This is a genomic window from Lysinibacillus sp. FSL K6-0102, from assembly GCF_038003545.1.
Lineage (GTDB): Bacteria > Bacillota > Bacilli > Bacillales_A > Planococcaceae > Lysinibacillus > Lysinibacillus capsici.
Genome location: NZ_JBBOPH010000002.1, coordinates 1 through 16,485 on the forward strand (window position 1 = coordinate 1; position 16,485 = coordinate 16,485).

The 16,485-nt window shown below is 32.1% G+C and carries 25 protein-coding genes; 17 read left to right on the forward strand and 8 right to left on the reverse strand.

Going from position 1 to position 16,485, the window contains the following annotated elements:
- Positions 1-88: 88 nt before the first annotated feature.
- The 4 genes from NYE73_RS24425 to NYE73_RS24440 all read right to left on the reverse strand — a co-directional run bounded on the left by NYE73_RS24425 (position 89) and on the right by NYE73_RS24440 (position 1,828).
- Positions 89-367: a hypothetical protein gene (locus tag NYE73_RS24425; protein WP_340815810.1), complete on the reverse strand. Its 279-nt coding sequence runs from the start codon at positions 365-367 to the stop codon at positions 89-91.
- A 361-nt stretch (positions 368-728) separates the two neighbouring features.
- A complete protein-coding gene (locus NYE73_RS24430; RefSeq protein ID WP_340815811.1) occupies positions 729-1,262 on the reverse strand; it encodes a tubby C-terminal domain-like protein in 534 nt (177 codons plus the stop codon).
- Positions 1,263-1,274: 12 nt separating this feature from the next.
- Positions 1,275-1,610, reverse strand: a complete 336-nt coding sequence (locus tag NYE73_RS24435; protein ID WP_340815812.1) for a LytTR family DNA-binding domain-containing protein — start codon at positions 1,608-1,610, stop codon at positions 1,275-1,277.
- Entirely contained in the window at positions 1,607-1,828 is a 222-nt protein-coding gene (locus tag NYE73_RS24440) for a hypothetical protein (RefSeq protein WP_340815813.1), read from the reverse strand. The genes NYE73_RS24435 and NYE73_RS24440 overlap by 4 nt, the downstream gene beginning before the upstream one ends.
- A 202-nt stretch (positions 1,829-2,030) precedes the next feature.
- On the opposite strand from NYE73_RS24440, the gene NYE73_RS24445 reads away from it, so the two are divergent.
- From NYE73_RS24445 to NYE73_RS24485, 10 genes are all read left to right on the forward strand, one after another.
- Positions 2,031-2,312: a hypothetical protein gene (locus NYE73_RS24445; RefSeq protein WP_340815814.1), complete on the forward strand. Its 282-nt coding sequence runs from the start codon at positions 2,031-2,033 to the stop codon at positions 2,310-2,312.
- 99 nt (positions 2,313-2,411) lie between these two features.
- Positions 2,412-2,660 carry a sugar ABC transporter permease gene (locus NYE73_RS24450; protein ID WP_340815815.1) on the forward strand — a complete coding sequence of 83 codons (249 nt, stop codon included), beginning with the start codon at positions 2,412-2,414 and terminating at the stop codon, positions 2,658-2,660.
- Positions 2,650-3,165, forward strand: a complete 516-nt coding sequence (locus NYE73_RS24760; RefSeq protein ID WP_402834916.1) for a stage II sporulation protein M — start codon at positions 2,650-2,652, stop codon at positions 3,163-3,165. Before NYE73_RS24450 ends, NYE73_RS24760 begins: the two co-directional genes overlap by 11 nt.
- Positions 3,166-3,180: 15 nt before the next feature.
- Positions 3,181-4,086 (forward strand): ABC transporter ATP-binding protein, encoded by a 906-nt coding sequence (locus tag NYE73_RS24455; RefSeq protein WP_340815816.1) that lies wholly within the window; start codon positions 3,181-3,183, stop codon positions 4,084-4,086.
- Entirely contained in the window at positions 4,079-4,765 is a 687-nt protein-coding gene (locus NYE73_RS24460; RefSeq protein WP_340815817.1) for a hypothetical protein, read from the forward strand. Before NYE73_RS24455 ends, NYE73_RS24460 begins: the two co-directional genes overlap by 8 nt.
- Positions 4,766-4,878: 113 nt before the next feature.
- Positions 4,879-5,607, forward strand: coding sequence for a membrane protein insertase YidC (gene yidC / locus NYE73_RS24465; RefSeq protein WP_340815818.1), 729 nt, complete (start codon positions 4,879-4,881; stop codon positions 5,605-5,607).
- 79 nt (positions 5,608-5,686) lie between these two features.
- The gene (locus tag NYE73_RS24470) at positions 5,687-5,878 is read left to right on the forward strand and encodes a hypothetical protein (protein ID WP_340815819.1); all 192 of its coding nucleotides are present in this window, start codon (positions 5,687-5,689) and stop codon (positions 5,876-5,878) included.
- A gap of 76 nt (positions 5,879-5,954) precedes the next feature.
- Positions 5,955-6,593, forward strand: coding sequence for a hypothetical protein (locus tag NYE73_RS24475; protein ID WP_340815820.1), 639 nt, complete (start codon positions 5,955-5,957; stop codon positions 6,591-6,593).
- 313 nt (positions 6,594-6,906) lie between these two features.
- Positions 6,907-7,056, forward strand: a complete 150-nt coding sequence (locus NYE73_RS24480; protein WP_337977077.1) for a hypothetical protein — start codon at positions 6,907-6,909, stop codon at positions 7,054-7,056.
- A gap of 95 nt (positions 7,057-7,151) precedes the next feature.
- The gene (locus NYE73_RS24485; protein WP_337977078.1) at positions 7,152-7,316 is read left to right on the forward strand and encodes a hypothetical protein; all 165 of its coding nucleotides are present in this window, start codon (positions 7,152-7,154) and stop codon (positions 7,314-7,316) included.
- Between the two features lie 285 nt (positions 7,317-7,601).
- Here NYE73_RS24485 and NYE73_RS24490 read toward each other — a convergent pair whose 3' ends face one another.
- Positions 7,602-8,162 (reverse strand): hypothetical protein, encoded by a 561-nt coding sequence (locus NYE73_RS24490; RefSeq protein ID WP_337977079.1) that lies wholly within the window; start codon positions 8,160-8,162, stop codon positions 7,602-7,604.
- A 135-nt stretch (positions 8,163-8,297) separates the two neighbouring features.
- On the opposite strand from NYE73_RS24490, the gene NYE73_RS24495 reads away from it, so the two are divergent.
- The gene (locus NYE73_RS24495) at positions 8,298-8,732 is read left to right on the forward strand and encodes a hypothetical protein (protein ID WP_061401034.1); all 435 of its coding nucleotides are present in this window, start codon (positions 8,298-8,300) and stop codon (positions 8,730-8,732) included.
- Positions 8,733-9,405: 673 nt separating this feature from the next.
- On the opposite strand, the gene NYE73_RS24500 is transcribed toward NYE73_RS24495, so the two are convergent.
- The gene (locus tag NYE73_RS24500; RefSeq protein ID WP_340815823.1) at positions 9,406-9,543 is read right to left on the reverse strand and encodes a hypothetical protein; all 138 of its coding nucleotides are present in this window, start codon (positions 9,541-9,543) and stop codon (positions 9,406-9,408) included.
- 186 nt (positions 9,544-9,729) lie between these two features.
- Here NYE73_RS24500 and NYE73_RS24505 point away from each other — a divergent pair, with 186 nt between their 5' ends.
- Positions 9,730-10,770 (forward strand): tyrosine-type recombinase/integrase, encoded by a 1,041-nt coding sequence (locus tag NYE73_RS24505; RefSeq protein WP_196490856.1) that lies wholly within the window; start codon positions 9,730-9,732, stop codon positions 10,768-10,770.
- Positions 10,771-11,118: 348 nt separating this feature from the next.
- Here the strand turns inward: NYE73_RS24505 and NYE73_RS24510 are convergent, their stop codons facing one another.
- Positions 11,119-11,526 carry a PBECR3 domain-containing polyvalent protein gene (locus NYE73_RS24510; RefSeq protein WP_061401036.1) on the reverse strand — a complete coding sequence of 136 codons (408 nt, stop codon included), beginning with the start codon at positions 11,524-11,526 and terminating at the stop codon, positions 11,119-11,121.
- A 206-nt stretch (positions 11,527-11,732) separates the two neighbouring features.
- Between NYE73_RS24510 and NYE73_RS24515 the strand changes: the two genes are divergently transcribed.
- The 4 genes from NYE73_RS24515 to NYE73_RS24530 all read left to right on the forward strand — a co-directional run bounded on the left by NYE73_RS24515 (position 11,733) and on the right by NYE73_RS24530 (position 14,890).
- Positions 11,733-12,293 carry a recombinase family protein gene (locus NYE73_RS24515; protein WP_340815824.1) on the forward strand — a complete coding sequence of 187 codons (561 nt, stop codon included), beginning with the start codon at positions 11,733-11,735 and terminating at the stop codon, positions 12,291-12,293.
- Between the two features lie 82 nt (positions 12,294-12,375).
- Positions 12,376-12,993 carry a hypothetical protein gene (locus tag NYE73_RS24520; protein ID WP_340815825.1) on the forward strand — a complete coding sequence of 206 codons (618 nt, stop codon included), beginning with the start codon at positions 12,376-12,378 and terminating at the stop codon, positions 12,991-12,993.
- A gap of 527 nt (positions 12,994-13,520) precedes the next feature.
- The gene (locus tag NYE73_RS24525) at positions 13,521-14,543 is read left to right on the forward strand and encodes a hypothetical protein (RefSeq protein ID WP_340815826.1); all 1,023 of its coding nucleotides are present in this window, start codon (positions 13,521-13,523) and stop codon (positions 14,541-14,543) included.
- 80 nt (positions 14,544-14,623) lie between these two features.
- Positions 14,624-14,890: a DUF5839 family protein gene (locus NYE73_RS24530; protein WP_196490846.1), complete on the forward strand. Its 267-nt coding sequence runs from the start codon at positions 14,624-14,626 to the stop codon at positions 14,888-14,890.
- A gap of 630 nt (positions 14,891-15,520) precedes the next feature.
- Here the strand turns inward: NYE73_RS24530 and NYE73_RS24535 are convergent.
- Complete coding sequence (locus NYE73_RS24535) at positions 15,521-15,646, reverse strand: hypothetical protein (RefSeq protein ID WP_340815827.1); 126 nt, start codon at positions 15,644-15,646, stop codon at positions 15,521-15,523.
- 577 nt (positions 15,647-16,223) lie between these two features.
- Here NYE73_RS24535 and NYE73_RS24540 point away from each other — a divergent pair.
- Positions 16,224-16,340, forward strand: coding sequence for a helix-turn-helix domain-containing protein (locus NYE73_RS24540; RefSeq protein WP_340815828.1), 117 nt, complete (start codon positions 16,224-16,226; stop codon positions 16,338-16,340).
- Positions 16,341-16,485 lie beyond the last annotated feature (145 nt).

Genomic DNA, 16,485 nt, shown 5'->3' on the forward strand with positions numbered 1-16,485 from the left:
TTTCTTTCAGTAGCCTGCGTCTGCAGGTTCGAAAAACGACAGTGATAAGGAGTAAACCTTACTACTGTCGTTTTTTTTAATCGTTTTATCACGGGTTATAATATGTAACGTTATACAGTTTACCTGAGGCAGTATAGGTTTCCTTCTTTTTTTGTCCAGTTGCATGATTTCTATACCATTTCTCATACCAACCATCATTCAATGTATAGTCAGTATAATACCAAGTCCAAGTATTAGTGCTACTGCTGTAAACCGTTGTTTCTTTTAAATCATTAGTAGCTTCCACATTATTAGTAGCTTCTGCATTAAAGGCAAAACCAGAAGCTAAAAACATTGTTAAAGAAGCAGTTACAATATACTTTTTCAAACAAATCATCTCCTAATATTGTTATTTAATACCATATATATAATACAATTAAATGTTAATTTTGTAAAATATTTAACATATTGATATTTTATTCCAAATAAGTTTTTTCGGATCTAACTGTGAAATGATTTGTATATTTCACTTGCTACGTGAAGTCAGGAAGAATAAATAATTAATAGTTTCTAAAGTATGAGGCAGACAATATAAGAATTTAATTAGGAAGCAACCTTGGAGTTTAGAGAAGTTGTTATATTTTACATTAATACCTATTTGCCTTAACAATGAGTTAAAATGGTCATTACTGGCGAAGCAGTATTGGTAACGCGCGCCAGCAAATTGGATGTCCGCATCAATGGCAACTCTACATAGAATACATTCTATATATAAAATAAATAAAAAAAATAAATTCGTTAGGAAGTACATTCTCTTTTTTTATTATAGCAGTTACTTCTCTAGGGATTTTGTGTGGTGTAAAGTGGATTTCTGAAATCTCAAGATTATCATAATATATATGAATTTTATTATCACCGAAATCACGTTTTATTAGTATGTTTTTCTTGTTATACTCTCCTTCAAATCTTATATTTGTTTTAATCTTTGTAGCATTTTTTATTAATATTTCATTATTTTCTATAGAATTTTTGAAAATCCATCTACTTTTAATAAAATCCCATTTGTTTTCTATAATATTACTTATAAAGTATAACTCTTCTCCATTGAGATTTATAAAAACGTAATTAAAATACAGTTTATCCATCAACAAACTGATATAACGATGTGTTTTTTTTGTATAAACTTTTTTTACAAATCCAATTAACCTATTTTCACTATCAAAAATTTTAGTTTTATGAGGAGAACTAAGAAAAAACGGTTCCTTAAAATGGAATGTTTTCAAGACAGATGCCTCCTAACAGTTTAATAAGTTGTTTAAAATATTTTTATTAACAATCCCTTGTTTAGAGTTTGTTAAAAAGGCCTTGTATACATTGGAATTTAATCTTTCTAAACGTAATAAATGATTCTTATTTATAATAAATGATTGATTAGTTCTTATGAAGTTACTAGGAAGTATGGACTCGATTGACTTAAGACTTTTTCTAACTTTGACAGTTTGATCTATAGAATAAATAAAAGTATATTCATCTAATTTTTCAATTAATATTATTTGTTGTAATTTCAATTTAAATATTTCAATTTGTTTAAAAATGATTAAATGATCAGTTTCTTTAATTATATGCGTCATTTTACCATCACCCTTTTATGTAATTTATATACTCTGAATAAAGCTACGACTCGTGTAATCAGATATAATAATGCAAGAGGATAATATAAAAGAATTAAGATATTTATTAATAATTCTATTAAAAAAAAAATGATACCTTCTTTGACAAATCCTAAATAAAAATGTCCAAATCCCGTAAATATAAGTGTAAATAGTGTGGCTTTCCATATTTTTTTCACAAAATCCCTCCTAATATTCCTAGTATTCCTATTCACTATCGAATTCTATCCCTATTTTAAAAACCATAATATTACAAAAAAATTAAAAATATAAATAGAATAGCGACATATATTTACATAATTACCATTTTTTATTGTAACAAAAAGGAAATTTAAATACCATTATATTTGTAATAAGTAAAAAACAGGAGGTATTTAGATTATGAAGTATGATTTCGTCACAGGGACTGGTAACGCTGGAGATCTTGCGGCAGCAATTGTAGACACGTTGAAGAAAAAATTTCCTGGAGTGGAGGAATACGGCTTAATTCGTTCGCTAACTTACAAATTAAAAGCTATTCTGTCAAGTACAGATGGATCCGTTAGTTGGTCAGAAATAGGTGGTATTTTACTAGATATTGCTAGATTTATTGTCGAGGTATCCCCAGTAGATAATGTTTCAGATGTTGTTTCGATTTTGTGGACTATCGCCGATTTAGTATAAAAAAAGCCAGGCTAAATGCCTGGCTCTTTTTTGATAAGTTACAAAAATGTTATTATAAGGTATAATTGTTTTATATTTCTAATTTAAGGAGGCTAAATTATGAAGAAAAGCTGGATTGCTGGTTTATTTTCTCTGATTTTTCCGGGTTTAGGTCATTTTTATTTAGAGAAATTCACTAAAGGTTTATTACTAGTGGGGTTACAAATTCTCTTTTATATTGTTTCCCAGAAATTTGAATTAGTTGCTTTTGCACTTCTTCTAACTTGGATTTATGCTATCGTCGATAGTATAAAGGATACAAAAAAGTATAATGAATCGAAAAAAAGGTTGGTAGGAAGTGAATTTTAAAAAAAGTAATCTTCCACTTCTAATTTTTTATTTTTTAATTTCCATAATACTTATAATTATAGTCAATCAATTTTCGGATATTGAAAAGGCGAATGAGATAGGACAATTTAAGAATTTAAATATGTCTGATGTGGTATTTATTTTTTGTATGAATTTCTTTTCAGCTATACTAACTTTAATTTTTGCACCTATAGGAATGGCTTTAATTATCTACGTGAAGCTAATAATTACTATTTCTCAGGCACCCTTAAAAGAAGGATTACCTAGTTACTTTTTTTGGTTAATAACCCTACCACATGGTCTAATTGAACTTTTAATTTTATTAATATGTCTATGTTCAACTGTAATTTGGTATAAACATATTTTTAATAAAACTAATAGTATAAAACGCTATTATAGAGCTTATTTCCCGAAACATGTACTTTATATTTTTATCCTTTGTGTCGTAGGTGCTTTTGTAGAAGTATATGTATCGAATAGATTATTTATGTACTATTTTGGTTGAAAAAGGTGAAAAATCATGAATTCTTTAGTGCGAGTTTCAAACCTTTCTTTTTCATATAAGGGTTTAGAGATTTTTAAAGACTTGAATATAGATTATTCGAACGAGAGTATAGTTGGACTTGTTGGGGAGAATGGTGTTGGCAAGTCTACCTTGATGAAACTTCTTTTGGGGCATCTGAGTCCTTCAAAAGGAAGTATTAGTTTTAATAATGAAATTATTAATCCGATTAAAAATAAGGAATATATTTTTAATATAGGTGCCTTAATTGAAGAACCTAAATTTTACAAAAATATGACTGGTATAGATAATTTAAGGTATTTATCTATGTTAAATAAGAATATGGATTTTGATTGGATTAAATATCTTTCGGAAGCATTACACTTAGAGTTAAATAAGAAAATAAAGAATTACTCATTGGGGATGAAACAAAAGCTAGGAATTATTTTGGCTTTATCAAAACATCCTAAATTGGTTATATTAGATGAACCATTTAACGGATTAGATTGGAAAAGTGTGGCTCGTTTAAAGGAAATTATAAATGAAACTCAGGTTAATTATGGAACCGCATTTATTATTTCTTCTCATTTATTAGAAGAAATTAATTCCTTATGTAATACAGTACATCTTATAAAAGATAAAAAAGTGTTTCATTTGGAAAAAAAGAATTTTCAAAATTATTACGATATTTGTTTCCGTTCTCTTGATGATGCGCATTCATTTGGAAAATACATTCTTGATAATCCTAATTTACATATAAAGAAGACTAGAAACGCCAAAATATTTAAGTTAATTTCAGTTTCAGAGGAAAAAAACAATTTAGGTAGTTTATATGGATTCTTTTCAAATAATTCTATTTATCCAGAAGAGATAAAGAAACGGTCTGTTACAATAAAAGAAATAATGGGTGAACTAGATGGTTAAAGCAGAATTATGGAAATTATCGAAAAATCCTTCTAATTATTTTATAGTATTAAGTCCTTTTATCATCTTCTTTTTTATAATGCTCTCAGATTATGAGCAAAGTAACTTATCTATTATATATATATTAGGAACTTTTTACTTTATTTTTTTTACTAATAGTAGTATATCTAGAGATTTTATTAGTGGAGTATATGAAAATATTAGAAATAGTCCTATTCAGTATAAAGAATATATATTTGGTAAATTTTCTGCTACTGCCATTTACTCTTTAATATTATTTTTTGAAACTGAGATCTTTATTTTTATCACCTACTACAAACAAACAGAAGCAACCAATAATAATATTCTATACATGATAATAGACTTTATTTCTAAATATTCAGTTTGTCTTTTGTTTATTTCAATGACTATTCTTCTTTCCATATTAATTCGTAATCGTTTTTCGATTGTTTTTGTTATAGCGTCTTTTTTATTAGGCTCAGGGTTAAATGTTGTTCCCTTTGAATTCGTTAAGTTTTTCCCTTTTTATATGATGGATTTTAGTACATTACTGTTTGATGGTTCGGTTAATAAATCTCTTATATTCTTGTTAGGAATCAAAAATATTGTTTATATTATAGTGTTTTTATTTATCGGAAATATTTTACTTAAGCAAAACATTGGCTTTGGGAGTGAATAAAAATGGGATTCCAAGAAGGTTCATGGTGGGGAATACCGATAGGATTAGGTTTATTTGGTTTGGCATGGCTTATTTCCTATTTAAGGAATAGGAATAAATAATGAGAGGTTAAAATGAAAAAAAAATTTCTTATTTTAAAAATTTTTATATTATTAGCACTTTCGGTTTACTTTATTTTAAATATAAAGAAAATTGTTAACACCTTTTTAGGTTGGGGAACTAATACTTTGAATTTAAACGCTGGATTAAGCGTGATTTTACTTGCTATTTTTGTAAAGTTACTACTTATGCCTTTGACTCAAAAAGATAACTTTAATGACAAGAAGAAAAAAATTATTGAGTCTCAGATAAAGAACGTAAAAGAAAAGTATGATAAAGAAACTGGAAAAAAGAAAATTAAAGATATATACCAATATTATGAGATAAACTCTTTTTCAATAACAGGTTGTATTTCCTCTATATTTCAATTAATAATTACCATTGGGATTTTTCAAAGTATTAGAGGAAGTTCTATTTTCTCTAATGTAACTTTTCTAGGGCTTAATCTAGATGAACGTTCGCCGTATTTTATATTACCTATACTTATTGTTTTTATAATGGGCATGAATTTTTATCAAACAGATGTTAGACCAAATAAAAAATCTGCAATTTTGTTTCTTGTTATTCTAATTTTGATATTTTCCGCAATAATATTTGTTCCAAATGCTCTTCTTCTTTATTGGCTAACAAACTCAATTTTTACATTGTTTCAGAATATATTAGCATTACAGTCTGCCAAAAAGTATGTCAGTAGTAAATCTGAGTTTTTCTCGTCTAGGGCTATAAATAACAATAATTCTTAATTATATTTTGCCGAGCCGTAAAGGCGAAACGAGGCTTGTAAACTGACCACTAGAACTTTTTATGAAGGAGAAGAGCAGATTGTTAAAATATAACTTGGAGTATTGCCCGCATTGTCATACCAACTTACAGGGAGATGCCATACCAGAAGAACAGCAAAAATCCTACAATGCCACACATTTTACAAGAAAAATTGGCATGACAACGTTAAAAGCCGATCGAATTTTGTATTGGCAATGTCCTGATTGTAATGGAAAGTGGCCAATAAAATAAAAGTTACTTTATTGAATTTGTTTTAGGTAACCTTTTATTTTAATATAAAGGTAACTTAAAATGAAGGGGCGTTCTTATGTGTGAAAAAGAGTTATTTGTATGTGAACGTTGTGGGAGTTCTATTGATGTAGCCTTAATTTATGTGAATGATGTACCTGTGACGTACTGTAAAAACTGTAGAGGGGCGTTATTTACTAAAAAAAAGCCTGTGGGTCGTCCCAGTATTGGTATTACTAAAAAGGTCTCTCTCACAATGACGGAAGATGATTGGGTAGCATTAGATGAGAAAGCAAAAGGGAATCGTTCGCTTTTTTTACGCCAAACGATCATTAAAGCATTGGATAATGAAGAATCACCCGCAGGAGAATTGTATTTTAAAAGCGATCTGCATAAAGAACAAACTTTGAAGATATTAAATGTATTCAACCAACTGAGTATTTCAAGTGACTTGGATTATGGCTGTTTAGCGTATGTAGTAGGAGCGACTTATAAAGCTGATTGTCTTATCAAAACCATCAGTGAAGATAAGAAAGTGGATATGGATGTGTTGTTTAAGGACATGGAAGTGTTTTCGCATAATGAGCGAGTGATGATAAGGTTTGGTTTGCAGTTATTCAACAGCCATTTTGATGACATTAAATTATCCGATGTGATGCAGTCGTTAGATAGAGATAATATAAAAGTCATTAAACAGGCAATTGATTTGTTTTATTAGATTTTATTGAAATTCAGGTGCATAATGATTATAAACAGTAAATTTTTCCCCAAAGGTATGTCAAGGGTGGAAGTCATTATTTCTTCGGTAAAAGAAATAATGACTTTTTCTTTTGAGCTAAAGAAGTTTTGAAGACATTTTTCTAAAGTTGCCGAATTAAAAAGTGAGAACACTGATTAACAAGGGGAGATCGGTATGACAATAGGAGAAATTGTAGAAGCATAAAAATTAAAAGTTACGAACGTTTCAACAAAAGAACAAACAAACTTTGGTTCTAAGGTTCATTCAAACAAAAGAATCAACCAAAGAACGAATGAAGGTTAGAAAACGTTCTTCATTTGATATAGATATAGAACTCATGAAGGATTTAAAAATACAAGCAGTCATTCATGGTAAAAATGTTTATGAAATTGTAGAAAATGCGATTAGAAAAGAATTAACTGAAATGAAAAAGGAAAATTGATAAGGGATAATTTATTTGTTGAAAGTGGTGATAGTGAGGGAAATTTTAGTTCATTCAAGTAAAACCCAAGAAGACGATTGGAAATGGGGGGTTTGATGTCAGAAGATAAAAAGTATATACAAAAAAAAGTGCAGGGTAAGTATAGGAGAGTAAAAAAACAAATTGGCGATAATAAAGATTTCGATAAAAAAGAGTTTATTATTCTCGCTATAATAGTTTTTATAATTTACTTCTTGAATGCTATTTTTCCAGGATTTTAAAGATGAAAGAAGAAAACATATAATTATGTTTTAGTTGGCTTGAAGGCTTTAGAGTATGTAGTAGGAGCAACTTATAAAGCCGATAGTCTTATTAAAGCCATTATTTCTCTGCTCAAGAAATAATGGCTTTTTTATTTTTGAATTTGGTACAGAATCCAGTGTAACTGGTGTGGTATTAGTATCGAGTTTAAACTACCCGTTAGCCATCCATGTAGCGCAAAAACCAGCGCTACACCACAGAAAATGAAAGATGATTAAGTTCTTTCATGGGAGTTTTTAAAATTTTTAATCATAAAAGGCCATAAAGTATCCGTTTCCTGTGTGAGTTAGTTTTGACATATAGAATTCAGCAATGCCAGGTTCATCATCATCATCACAATAACTTGAAATATTTCTATATTCTAATGAGAAATATTTAGAACCAGAAACATGATATTGTTGCCCTACATTATCATCAATGTATGGATCCTTTTCTTTTAATTGATAAAAAACTGGACCGAAATCAGTTTGCTCTATTTCTACTTTAAAATCTCCACCAAGAGAATACCAAACGCTTGAGTTTGAGTAAACCGTTTCGTATCCTAATAAATCCCAAACACCGTTGTTTAATGGTGAATATTTATCTAAAAGAGTATTTCTTTTAGAATCACTTGGTTCGATTGTTCTAATAATGACTTCATCAGTGATTAATATATCTTGTTTGTCAGTATCATAATAAACGATATTATCTGTAGATTCCGACGGTTGGCTTGTGGAAGTGCTGCTTAGTTCTGCTGCTGATGCATCATTATTAAATAATAAAAAACTACCTGCTAATAAAAGACCCGACAATAAACTTTTTTTCAACCTCATAACCTCCTAATTGTTGTGTTATATTTCAAATAATACCATATATACAAAAATAGATATAGATTCATATTTTTGTAAAATGTATTAGGGAACATTTACTCTAAATGGAATCTATAAAAAGGGGATGTTGAAATGAAAAAAATAATTTTATCCATTCTAAGTGTTGCATTTTTGAATGGATGTAATGGTTTTCCCAACGGTACTCTTAGTCAGCCAGAAGGCAAAGTTATTTTAAACGGAGAACAATATACAATGATTCCAACTGATTACGAATGGGAAGAAGACAATGTTAAAATAACAGATATGAGTTCTCGTGATATAGAAGAATTAGCTGATGATTTTGAAACATTAGAAGTTGAAAAAGGAGATATATTAAATTTTGAAATTGAAAAAAGTCCTTCTTCCATAGCAATAACTAGACTAAATGAAGAAGGTGTAATTGATGATGTTGAAATTAAAGATTATAAAATAACACTGCCATCTCAAGAAGGGTATTACATTTATGAACTTCAGGTAGTGTGGGATAAAGGAAAAGAGACTTTTGTTTTTGATGTTGATGTAAAATAAATAATTCTTTAGCGTGCAACGCAGATTCCAAAAGGAATAGGAATTCTTTCCTTTTGGAATCGAGTACAGCAAGCCAGCGTAGCTGGTGCGGTAGCGTTTTTTGCTAGGTTTAACCAACGAAAAATGCTATAATACTAGCATATAAACTTTACTTTTCGACATACTCTCGCTGTTCATGCTCACCTTCACTGCCTATTGGTATAACGTGAGATTGTTCGATTAAAGCCAGAGTGCTGTGTGTACTTGCCATCACTATCCAATTGGATATATCGCAAGAAGGCATGGTTATAGAAGCGTTAAAACGCATTAAATGCATTTTGAATTCTTGACAGAGTACGCAATAGCCGAAAATCAACGATATGATGCAGCTGTATAATACATTGGTATTACCAAAAAGCGTAATCGTGTATAGCAGTATATTTAAAAAAACGGAGCAAGTTATTAAATTTTACTGATTGAGCAAAAAGCCTATCGGTATTTTGTTGTGTAAAAAAATATATGGTGGATATTTAGTATCCAAGTTAAAACTGATTGAGCGTTCTCGCACATTCGGTTTTTTTTCGTTTTACGTAATTAAAAAATAAAAACAAAAAGAGGAGGATTATAAACAAAAATACAAAAGGAGTTTTAAAAACTTTGCAAGAGTGTGAAAAGGTAACTTTTATTATTTTGATTAAGTTACTTTATTTAATTTTTTACGATTTATTAATGGCTCGGTACGAGCAAAGGGTTTTGATTTTGTATCAGCGTTAGCTGATTTACGTTGCCCAGCAGCGTAACACATAGGACAGCTTGCTGTCCATCGTTGCAAAGCAACGACATGTTTTTTAGCTCGCCTGTTAAGGCTTGAGCGGATGTTTTAAGCTGATATACCGATTACCTTATTTTTTATACAAATACATATGATCCGATACCCCACCTTAGGGTAAGTGGCTCAACGGAGCCACGCACCCTAAGGTGGATTGAGATATGCCAAATTTGAGAGGAGGTGAAAGTTTTGAGTAGAAAAAGGTCAAGAAATAGCAAGGCAAGAGCGTCCATTGTACATGATGTGAAGACTGCGTTGGATGCTATTGATATGATTGGACATTCAAAAAAAGATGCTCGTAAAGAGGGAATCAAGGGCATTCATTCTTTAAAGCAAAAATCCAACAGCATGTCGGATTGCCAAAACTTCGTCAAATGGGTAAGGGCTGAACATGGGATACGCAAGTTGGACCATCTAACGGAGCAACACTATAAAGCCTATTTTGCTTATCTTGAGGACAAAGGTATATCTAAAGGGCACATGATTAACGTGGAAACGTCCTTGAGACTCTTAGAACATGGTCATAAAATGGCTTCTAAAGAGCGTGAGAGCGATTTTGCAGGTTTTTGTACAGAGAACCGTCTTTATGTACTAGAACGAAACGAAAGCTTGCAAAATCGCTCGTATGAGCGTTGGGAGATAGATGCTATAAAAAAACAAGTTTCTGCAGAAGTATCAAAAGCCGTTGATTTAATGAGCCAACTTGGATTGAGAGTAAAAGAAGCTGTCAATATCCGTGTGGAGCATTTTGTGGCGAAAAACGGAGGGCTACAGCTAAATATTCCTGATAAAAAGGGGGCAGGAATTACCAAGGGAGGGCGATTTCGTGAGGTTGACGTACCAAAAGATTTTGTCGAGTGGTTACAGAGCTTTTTAACAGGGAAAGAACCAACAGATAGGCTTGTGGCTGTTTCTTATGATACGGTGCGCAAAGGGGTTCATATAGCTTGTGAAAAAGCAGGGATTGAACAGGCAGGGCGAGGTTGTCATGGATTTCGACATTCGTATGCACGTGACCGTTTTTCACAGCTTGCTTCAGCAGAGCAAAAAAATATGATGGATAGGATTTTAGATAACCGGTCAATTGGTCGTAAAGCCGATTATGGCATGGTATCAGAGCATGATAAAGAGTTGTATGAAAGTACACGTGCGGTCATGAATCAAGTTCATAGTGAATTAGGGCATGGAAATAATCGTTGGAGACTGGCAATGGTTTATTTGAGGGAATAAATGGAATGCTGCGATTGGCTCGTACGTGTTTTTTGCACGGATTGACTACAACACGGATATGTAGGTAGCTATTAAGATATTAGTGCGTTTTGTTAGAGTATACGAAAAATCCCAACTTCATTTTAGAAGTTGGGATTTGTTGCTTTAAAAGTTATTAGCAGGGCGGCAATCCTGATCTCTGGTAACTACCTTATAGGTAGCGCGTGGGGAACCTTTCCCACCTCAAATAACTTTTATGTATTTAATATGTGTTAGAAATTATTTAAATATGATAACAAGTTGTTAATCTATTCAATGATTATACTACACTTTTTTAGCCATTTTGTAAACACTCTATCCTTTTTGCTATTACTTAGTAAAGAATGACATCGGATGAATACGTCCAGAGCGTAGCCGTTTTTGAATCTTATCTATTCCATTGTCTAATATGTAAAATGAGCTAAGGAATAAACCACTTTCTGTATTTAATTTTATTGGCAAAATTACAGAGTCGCTAAGGGCTTTGTATATTTCTATGGTATCTGGCTCTTTTGGATTTTGTCCAGCATAATCAGGGTTTGTAATAATGCTTGGGATATCTTGATAATATGCCATAAAGTCATTCCAGTGGCCACGCTTTTTTAAATGTTTTAAAACCCCTGGAGGCATATATATTTCTGAAGAAATACAGGGAAGAGCATAATGATTAATAATACATTCAGGAACAAAACCTACTAACTGGGTATCTGTAGAATACGGATCTATGTTTATTGTCATTAAAATACAACCTTTTGTGAGTTTTAGTTCAGTATATCATGATAGATATGAGCTATTCTACCACGGTTCTAGAACCCTTTTTGAAGCATTAAAACGGGTTCAAAATTTAATAGTTTTGACACCAATGTGTTGATGCAGTAATATCAAGGTGTAAAAAGGTGTCATAACTTAGGTCTATAAGTATGTGCAGAAATGAGGTATTTTTTATGATTTACGGTTATGCGAGGGTGTCGACTATATCACAGGAATTAGAGGTTCAGCTTCAAGCGTTGGAGAGTGAAGGAGCGACTGTTATTTATAAAGAGAAATTCACAGGAACGAAAACAGACCGACCACAATTAAATGAGCTGCTGTCTAAATTAAAAGAAGGTGACAAGCTTGTTGTAACCAAATTGGATCGATTGGCTCGTAACACTAAAGAAGGCATCGGGATCATTGAACAGTTATTTGCAAAAGGCGTAAAAGTACATGTCCTTAATGTTGGATTGCTTGAAGATACGACAATGGGGCGTTTCTTTTTACAGACGCTACTTGCAGTAGCTGAAATGGAAAGAAATCTTATTATTGAACGCACTCAGGAAGGGAAAGCAATTGCTAAGCAACAATCGGGATTCCGAGAAGGTAGGCCTAATAAATACACTAAAAAACAGTTAGATCATGCTATGCAGATGTTAAGTAGCCACTCTTTTAGGCAAGTTGCAGAGCTAACAGGCATTTCTTTGAGTACATTAAAACGTGAGAGCAGAAAGCGTAAATGTATGTTATAAAAAGGTCGTCGTGAAAAGGTGAAATGGAGTTCACATAGAATTATACATATATGAGTATGTGTGAAATGAAGGTGAAGTGAGTATGAATATAGATAAAAATGCAACGATAGGTAGTATTTTAAACGCAATAAGAGAGGGGAATAAAGCCGAAGATGTAGCAAAAGAGATAGATGGAATCAGTCAGAAACCTTTGTTAAAAGCCCTAAAAGAAGCTGGATATGCATACAGTAACAAAGCCCCGAAGGGGTGGCATTATATAGGTGAAGGTACAGAACCTAAGGAGAAAAGCATTTTTGACTATGTTTATAATTCAACAGGTGTGAAACGTGATTCATCAAAGGTGAATAATTCTTCACATGAAGTAATAGAAAGTAATACTAGGGTGAAAGAAGATAATGCGAATATCACAAGAAGTTCACCAGTAGTTCACCCTCAATTCACGCAAGATGAATTAATAGATCTAGTTGAAATGCTTCAAGAATGGCGATTAAAAAAGGCAACAGAATATTTAGGGACAGTACAAGAGCCAAAAGAGGTACATGCACGCATAAAAATACTGCCACAAGGGGACAAGACAAGAAAGACCATTGTTATTGATAAAGACATAGGAGAACGTTTAGATAATTATTGCAAAGTTGAGCGAGTGAATAAATCGGACGTACTGCATTTAGCATTGATGGATTTTTTAGATAATAATTAGAAAATAGTAAATGAAATGATGTCACAAAAAATTTTTTTGAGCAAACTGTGACGTCATTTCATTTTTTCTGTGACGTTAACCCAAATTTCTGTGACGTTAATAATCCAGTGCTACCAAGGATTTCAAAACTATTTTTATAAATAGCTTTGTGACGTATTTTAAATATCTGTGACGTTAGTGATATTGGTGACGTGAAAAATATGATGTTTTTTGCTATTTACAACTTTTAATCTTTAGATTATGGTAGATTAAACTAAATGGAACGTAAAAAAGCCACTCCACAGTGACTAACATTGAGCGCCAACTCTTTGTTAATCGCTTTATCGTATCTCGTACATACGATGCAGCTTGTCGTGAAATGACTGTTTTTAACTGTTAAAACGATACATAGTATCTATATACGTCATTCTAGTATGAATTAGAAGACATTTCAACAGTTTATTAAAAAGTTTCCGTCATCGAAAGCGTTTTGCATCGTTACTACAGCGATGTAAAACGCTTTTTTGCTTCAAAAAGGGGCAACTACCATGGAAAACAAACTAAAAACTACACCAAACCAAGCAGTCCAAACATTTATTACATACGGCAATCAAAAAGGAGATCGGCAACTCAAAGAAGAACGCCTGCAGCAATTAGAAAACGTACTGGCCACACAAGGTATTTATCCTGGAGGGAAAGTACATAGAGTGCTAGAAAAATTGATTTATGATCTTACATACAATGGCATTATCAAAGTAAGCCGAGAGCATTTGAGTAAAAAATTAGAGGTTGGTTTCAATACAATCTCGACAGCTTTTAAGTTGATGGAGCAATCTAAGCTATTTATCCTTTCCAGAAACAGATCAGGAAAGACGAATAGTGGTTGTCGTGTCATTTTGGATGTGCAGCACGTGAACTTTGAAAGCATTTTAAGTGAAGTTTATCATCTGAATGCGTATGAAATTGCCATCGTAAAAGATGAATTTAAACAACCAAATAAACATCAAAACAAACATCAGGATTTGGCTCAAAACGCTGTTATACCAACGCTGAATGGCTCAAATTCGACTCTTAACTATAATAACCAAATTAAAACAATAAAAGATATAAAGACGTCTACTAAGCAGTCGTCTGATCAGAAAAATAATCTTTATAATCGTTTGAAAAATCTTTATCAAGCCCGTACAGGCTCTCTAAAGGGCTTTAAAGCCTTCGTGGGTGTTATCTATGGGTCATTAAAAAAAATCAAAGCAGAGGACAAGCTAGGGGTGTCTCACGGCCATTTAGAAACAATTATGTATCAATCCTTAGATGCAGCCATTTCAGCAAGCGATCAATATGTGAAAACTAACCGTTTAGCCTTACTAAGTGCTATTATTCGCAACAAAATCAACGATTTAACGGTGTCAAATGGATCTACAGCATCAGAAAAAGAGAAAACTAGAAAAGTAGAAGTAGTCCCAGCATGGTTTGCGACGCGTCATGAGCAAGAAGAAGAAGTAACCGAAGAACAGAAAGCCTATTTTGCACAAGAACGTGAGCGAATCTTGGCCAAGCTACGAGATATTTAATCCAATGAGGAATGGTGAAAAATCATGCCTCTAGTTTACTGTGCTCATTTTTACTATTGAAGATAGGAGTGGAAAAAAACATGCAAAAAAATAACGCATTGTTAGGAGTTCATATTCGAAGTAAAAAAGAGGCAGCAGTATTAAAGCTGCATCACAAGCAATATATATGGATTGTTCCAGAACATTTAATGGAGTTGAATATCCAACCAGGAGATATTGTAGCAGTTGGAAAAGGTGCTCCCGTTCTAGTGATGGCTGTTTTTAGAGATGACACAGAATCTCATAAATATATCTATAAGTTCTTAGAAAGATCTCCACAATTTTCGGAGAAATTAATGAAGATTTAATAAACATTTTCATTTCTAGTTTGATGGAAAAATCAAATTATAGGCCATTTACGTTTGTTTTAAGACGGTTATTTTATTTTTGCTTTATTTAACTTCATGCTCTAATTTTCAAAGGCTTAAAAAGCCCGAGGGAAGCTTAGAGAGCTGGACCTCCTAAAAGAATTCAACGAACAAGGGGGTTTTTCTACATGGAAGGGTCGAGTAATATTTTTGTCCTCCTAAACGCTGCGCCATTAAGAGTAATGAATCGATTACTTAAATCTAAAGACAGTAGGGACAATGTGTTGTCCCTACTGTCTTTAGATTTTTGAAACTTCTATTTTTTCTTCTTTTCTGTTGATTTTATAATTATTAAGCTAACAATACTTATAAGCGCAACTCCATACATAATAGTTTTATTGGTTTCGCCCCAAGTATCAACCATTGCTATGAGAATTATTAGTAGTAATAAAAAGTAAAGTAAGTAACTTCGCATTTGTAAACTCCCGTTTTTTCTTAATTATAGGAAAAAAAAGTGGAATTAATAAATTTCCACTTTTAACCACGTTATGTTAAACAGTGGATACAGGCGTTATCTATGGTTCATTGATTAAGAAATAGCCACATTTGTCATAAAAAATATACACGATTTTATGCAAAGTGAAGAATAAACCACGTAAGTAAAAATGCTGCTACATCAGCGTTTACGCCACCTGTATAAAAAGATGTATAAACAATGTTCATCAAAAAAGCACCGAAACATTGATATAACAACATTCGTGGCTTTTTGATGTGTGTCCAAACGTGCATTTGGGAACGTTATTGGCTTTATGAATGTATATGTTATAAATCCTTGTTGTACTAGAAGAAAAATTGAAAGAAAGAGCATAAGGGAAATCTGCTATCACTTGGGGTGATAGACTAGGCAGAACCTAGTGTTTCGGTGTCCCCATAAAAAAGTGTGATTCTTCCTATTTTCTTCCTAGTACTTCCTTTTTCTCACGCACATTTATTTCGTTCTTCCGGTTTTCTTCCTAGCTTTTTTGCTAAAATCAGGCCTTTTACCATTCAAAAATAACCAGGTTACTTCTATACTGATTCATCTTCAATGGCATCATTTTTTCTTTTCACCAGAGCGAATCATTTCAATTTTCCCTATCAATTTCCCTAATCTTTTATTGAGTCCTACCAAAATGCAAGGTTGATATTGTGTGCGTCAAAACTTAAAATTTAGAGTTAAGACGCACTTGTTGGGGGGAGAGTATTGCTGAAAAGATTTTTTTAAAATAATAAAGATGAAAAAAATGATGAGAAATGGCAAGGTGGAAATCCAAATAATCGCCCTAAGTTAACCATCAATGAATTAAAATTGCTGCATTTAAAAGATGCTGGGAAAAGTAATCGAGAAATTGCTCGATTACTAGATGTTTCTGAAGCAACTATTAGGAGACGGTTGAAAGAACTAAAATGACTGGATACTCTATGTAGAAAACATATAGAAGCGAATAAACGTTTGTATAGAAAATATGTAGAAATGCACTTTTTTATGGGGATACCGAAATACTAGGCTCTGCCTAGTCTATCACCCCAAGTGATAGCAGATTTCCCTTATGCTC

Coding starts and splice junctions, on each gene's coding strand:
- NYE73_RS24435 (WP_340815812.1), bottom strand. CDS start 1,610: ATGACGCATATAATTAAAGAAACTGATCATTTAATCATTTTTAAACAA.
- NYE73_RS24445 (WP_340815814.1), top strand. CDS start 2,031: ATGAAGTATGATTTCGTCACAGGGACTGGTAACGCTGGAGATCTTGCG.
- NYE73_RS24450 (WP_340815815.1), top strand. CDS start 2,412: ATGAAGAAAAGCTGGATTGCTGGTTTATTTTCTCTGATTTTTCCGGGT.
- NYE73_RS24455 (WP_340815816.1), top strand. CDS start 3,181: ATGAATTCTTTAGTGCGAGTTTCAAACCTTTCTTTTTCATATAAGGGT.
- NYE73_RS24460 (WP_340815817.1), top strand. CDS start 4,079: ATGGTTAAAGCAGAATTATGGAAATTATCGAAAAATCCTTCTAATTAT.
- yidC (WP_340815818.1), top strand. CDS start 4,879: ATGAAAAAAAAATTTCTTATTTTAAAAATTTTTATATTATTAGCACTT.
- NYE73_RS24475 (WP_340815820.1), top strand. CDS start 5,955: ATGTGTGAAAAAGAGTTATTTGTATGTGAACGTTGTGGGAGTTCTATT.
- NYE73_RS24480 (WP_337977077.1), top strand. CDS start 6,907: ATGAAGGTTAGAAAACGTTCTTCATTTGATATAGATATAGAACTCATG.
- NYE73_RS24485 (WP_337977078.1), top strand. CDS start 7,152: ATGTCAGAAGATAAAAAGTATATACAAAAAAAAGTGCAGGGTAAGTAT.
- NYE73_RS24495 (WP_061401034.1), top strand. CDS start 8,298: ATGAAAAAAATAATTTTATCCATTCTAAGTGTTGCATTTTTGAATGGA.
- NYE73_RS24510 (WP_061401036.1), bottom strand. CDS start 11,526: ATGACAATAAACATAGATCCGTATTCTACAGATACCCAGTTAGTAGGT.
- NYE73_RS24515 (WP_340815824.1), top strand. CDS start 11,733: ATGATTTACGGTTATGCGAGGGTGTCGACTATATCACAGGAATTAGAG.
- NYE73_RS24520 (WP_340815825.1), top strand. CDS start 12,376: ATGAATATAGATAAAAATGCAACGATAGGTAGTATTTTAAACGCAATA.
- NYE73_RS24525 (WP_340815826.1), top strand. CDS start 13,521: ATGGAAAACAAACTAAAAACTACACCAAACCAAGCAGTCCAAACATTT.
- NYE73_RS24530 (WP_196490846.1), top strand. CDS start 14,624: ATGCAAAAAAATAACGCATTGTTAGGAGTTCATATTCGAAGTAAAAAA.
- NYE73_RS24535 (WP_340815827.1), bottom strand. CDS start 15,646: ATGTTGTTATATCAATGTTTCGGTGCTTTTTTGATGAACATTGTTTAT.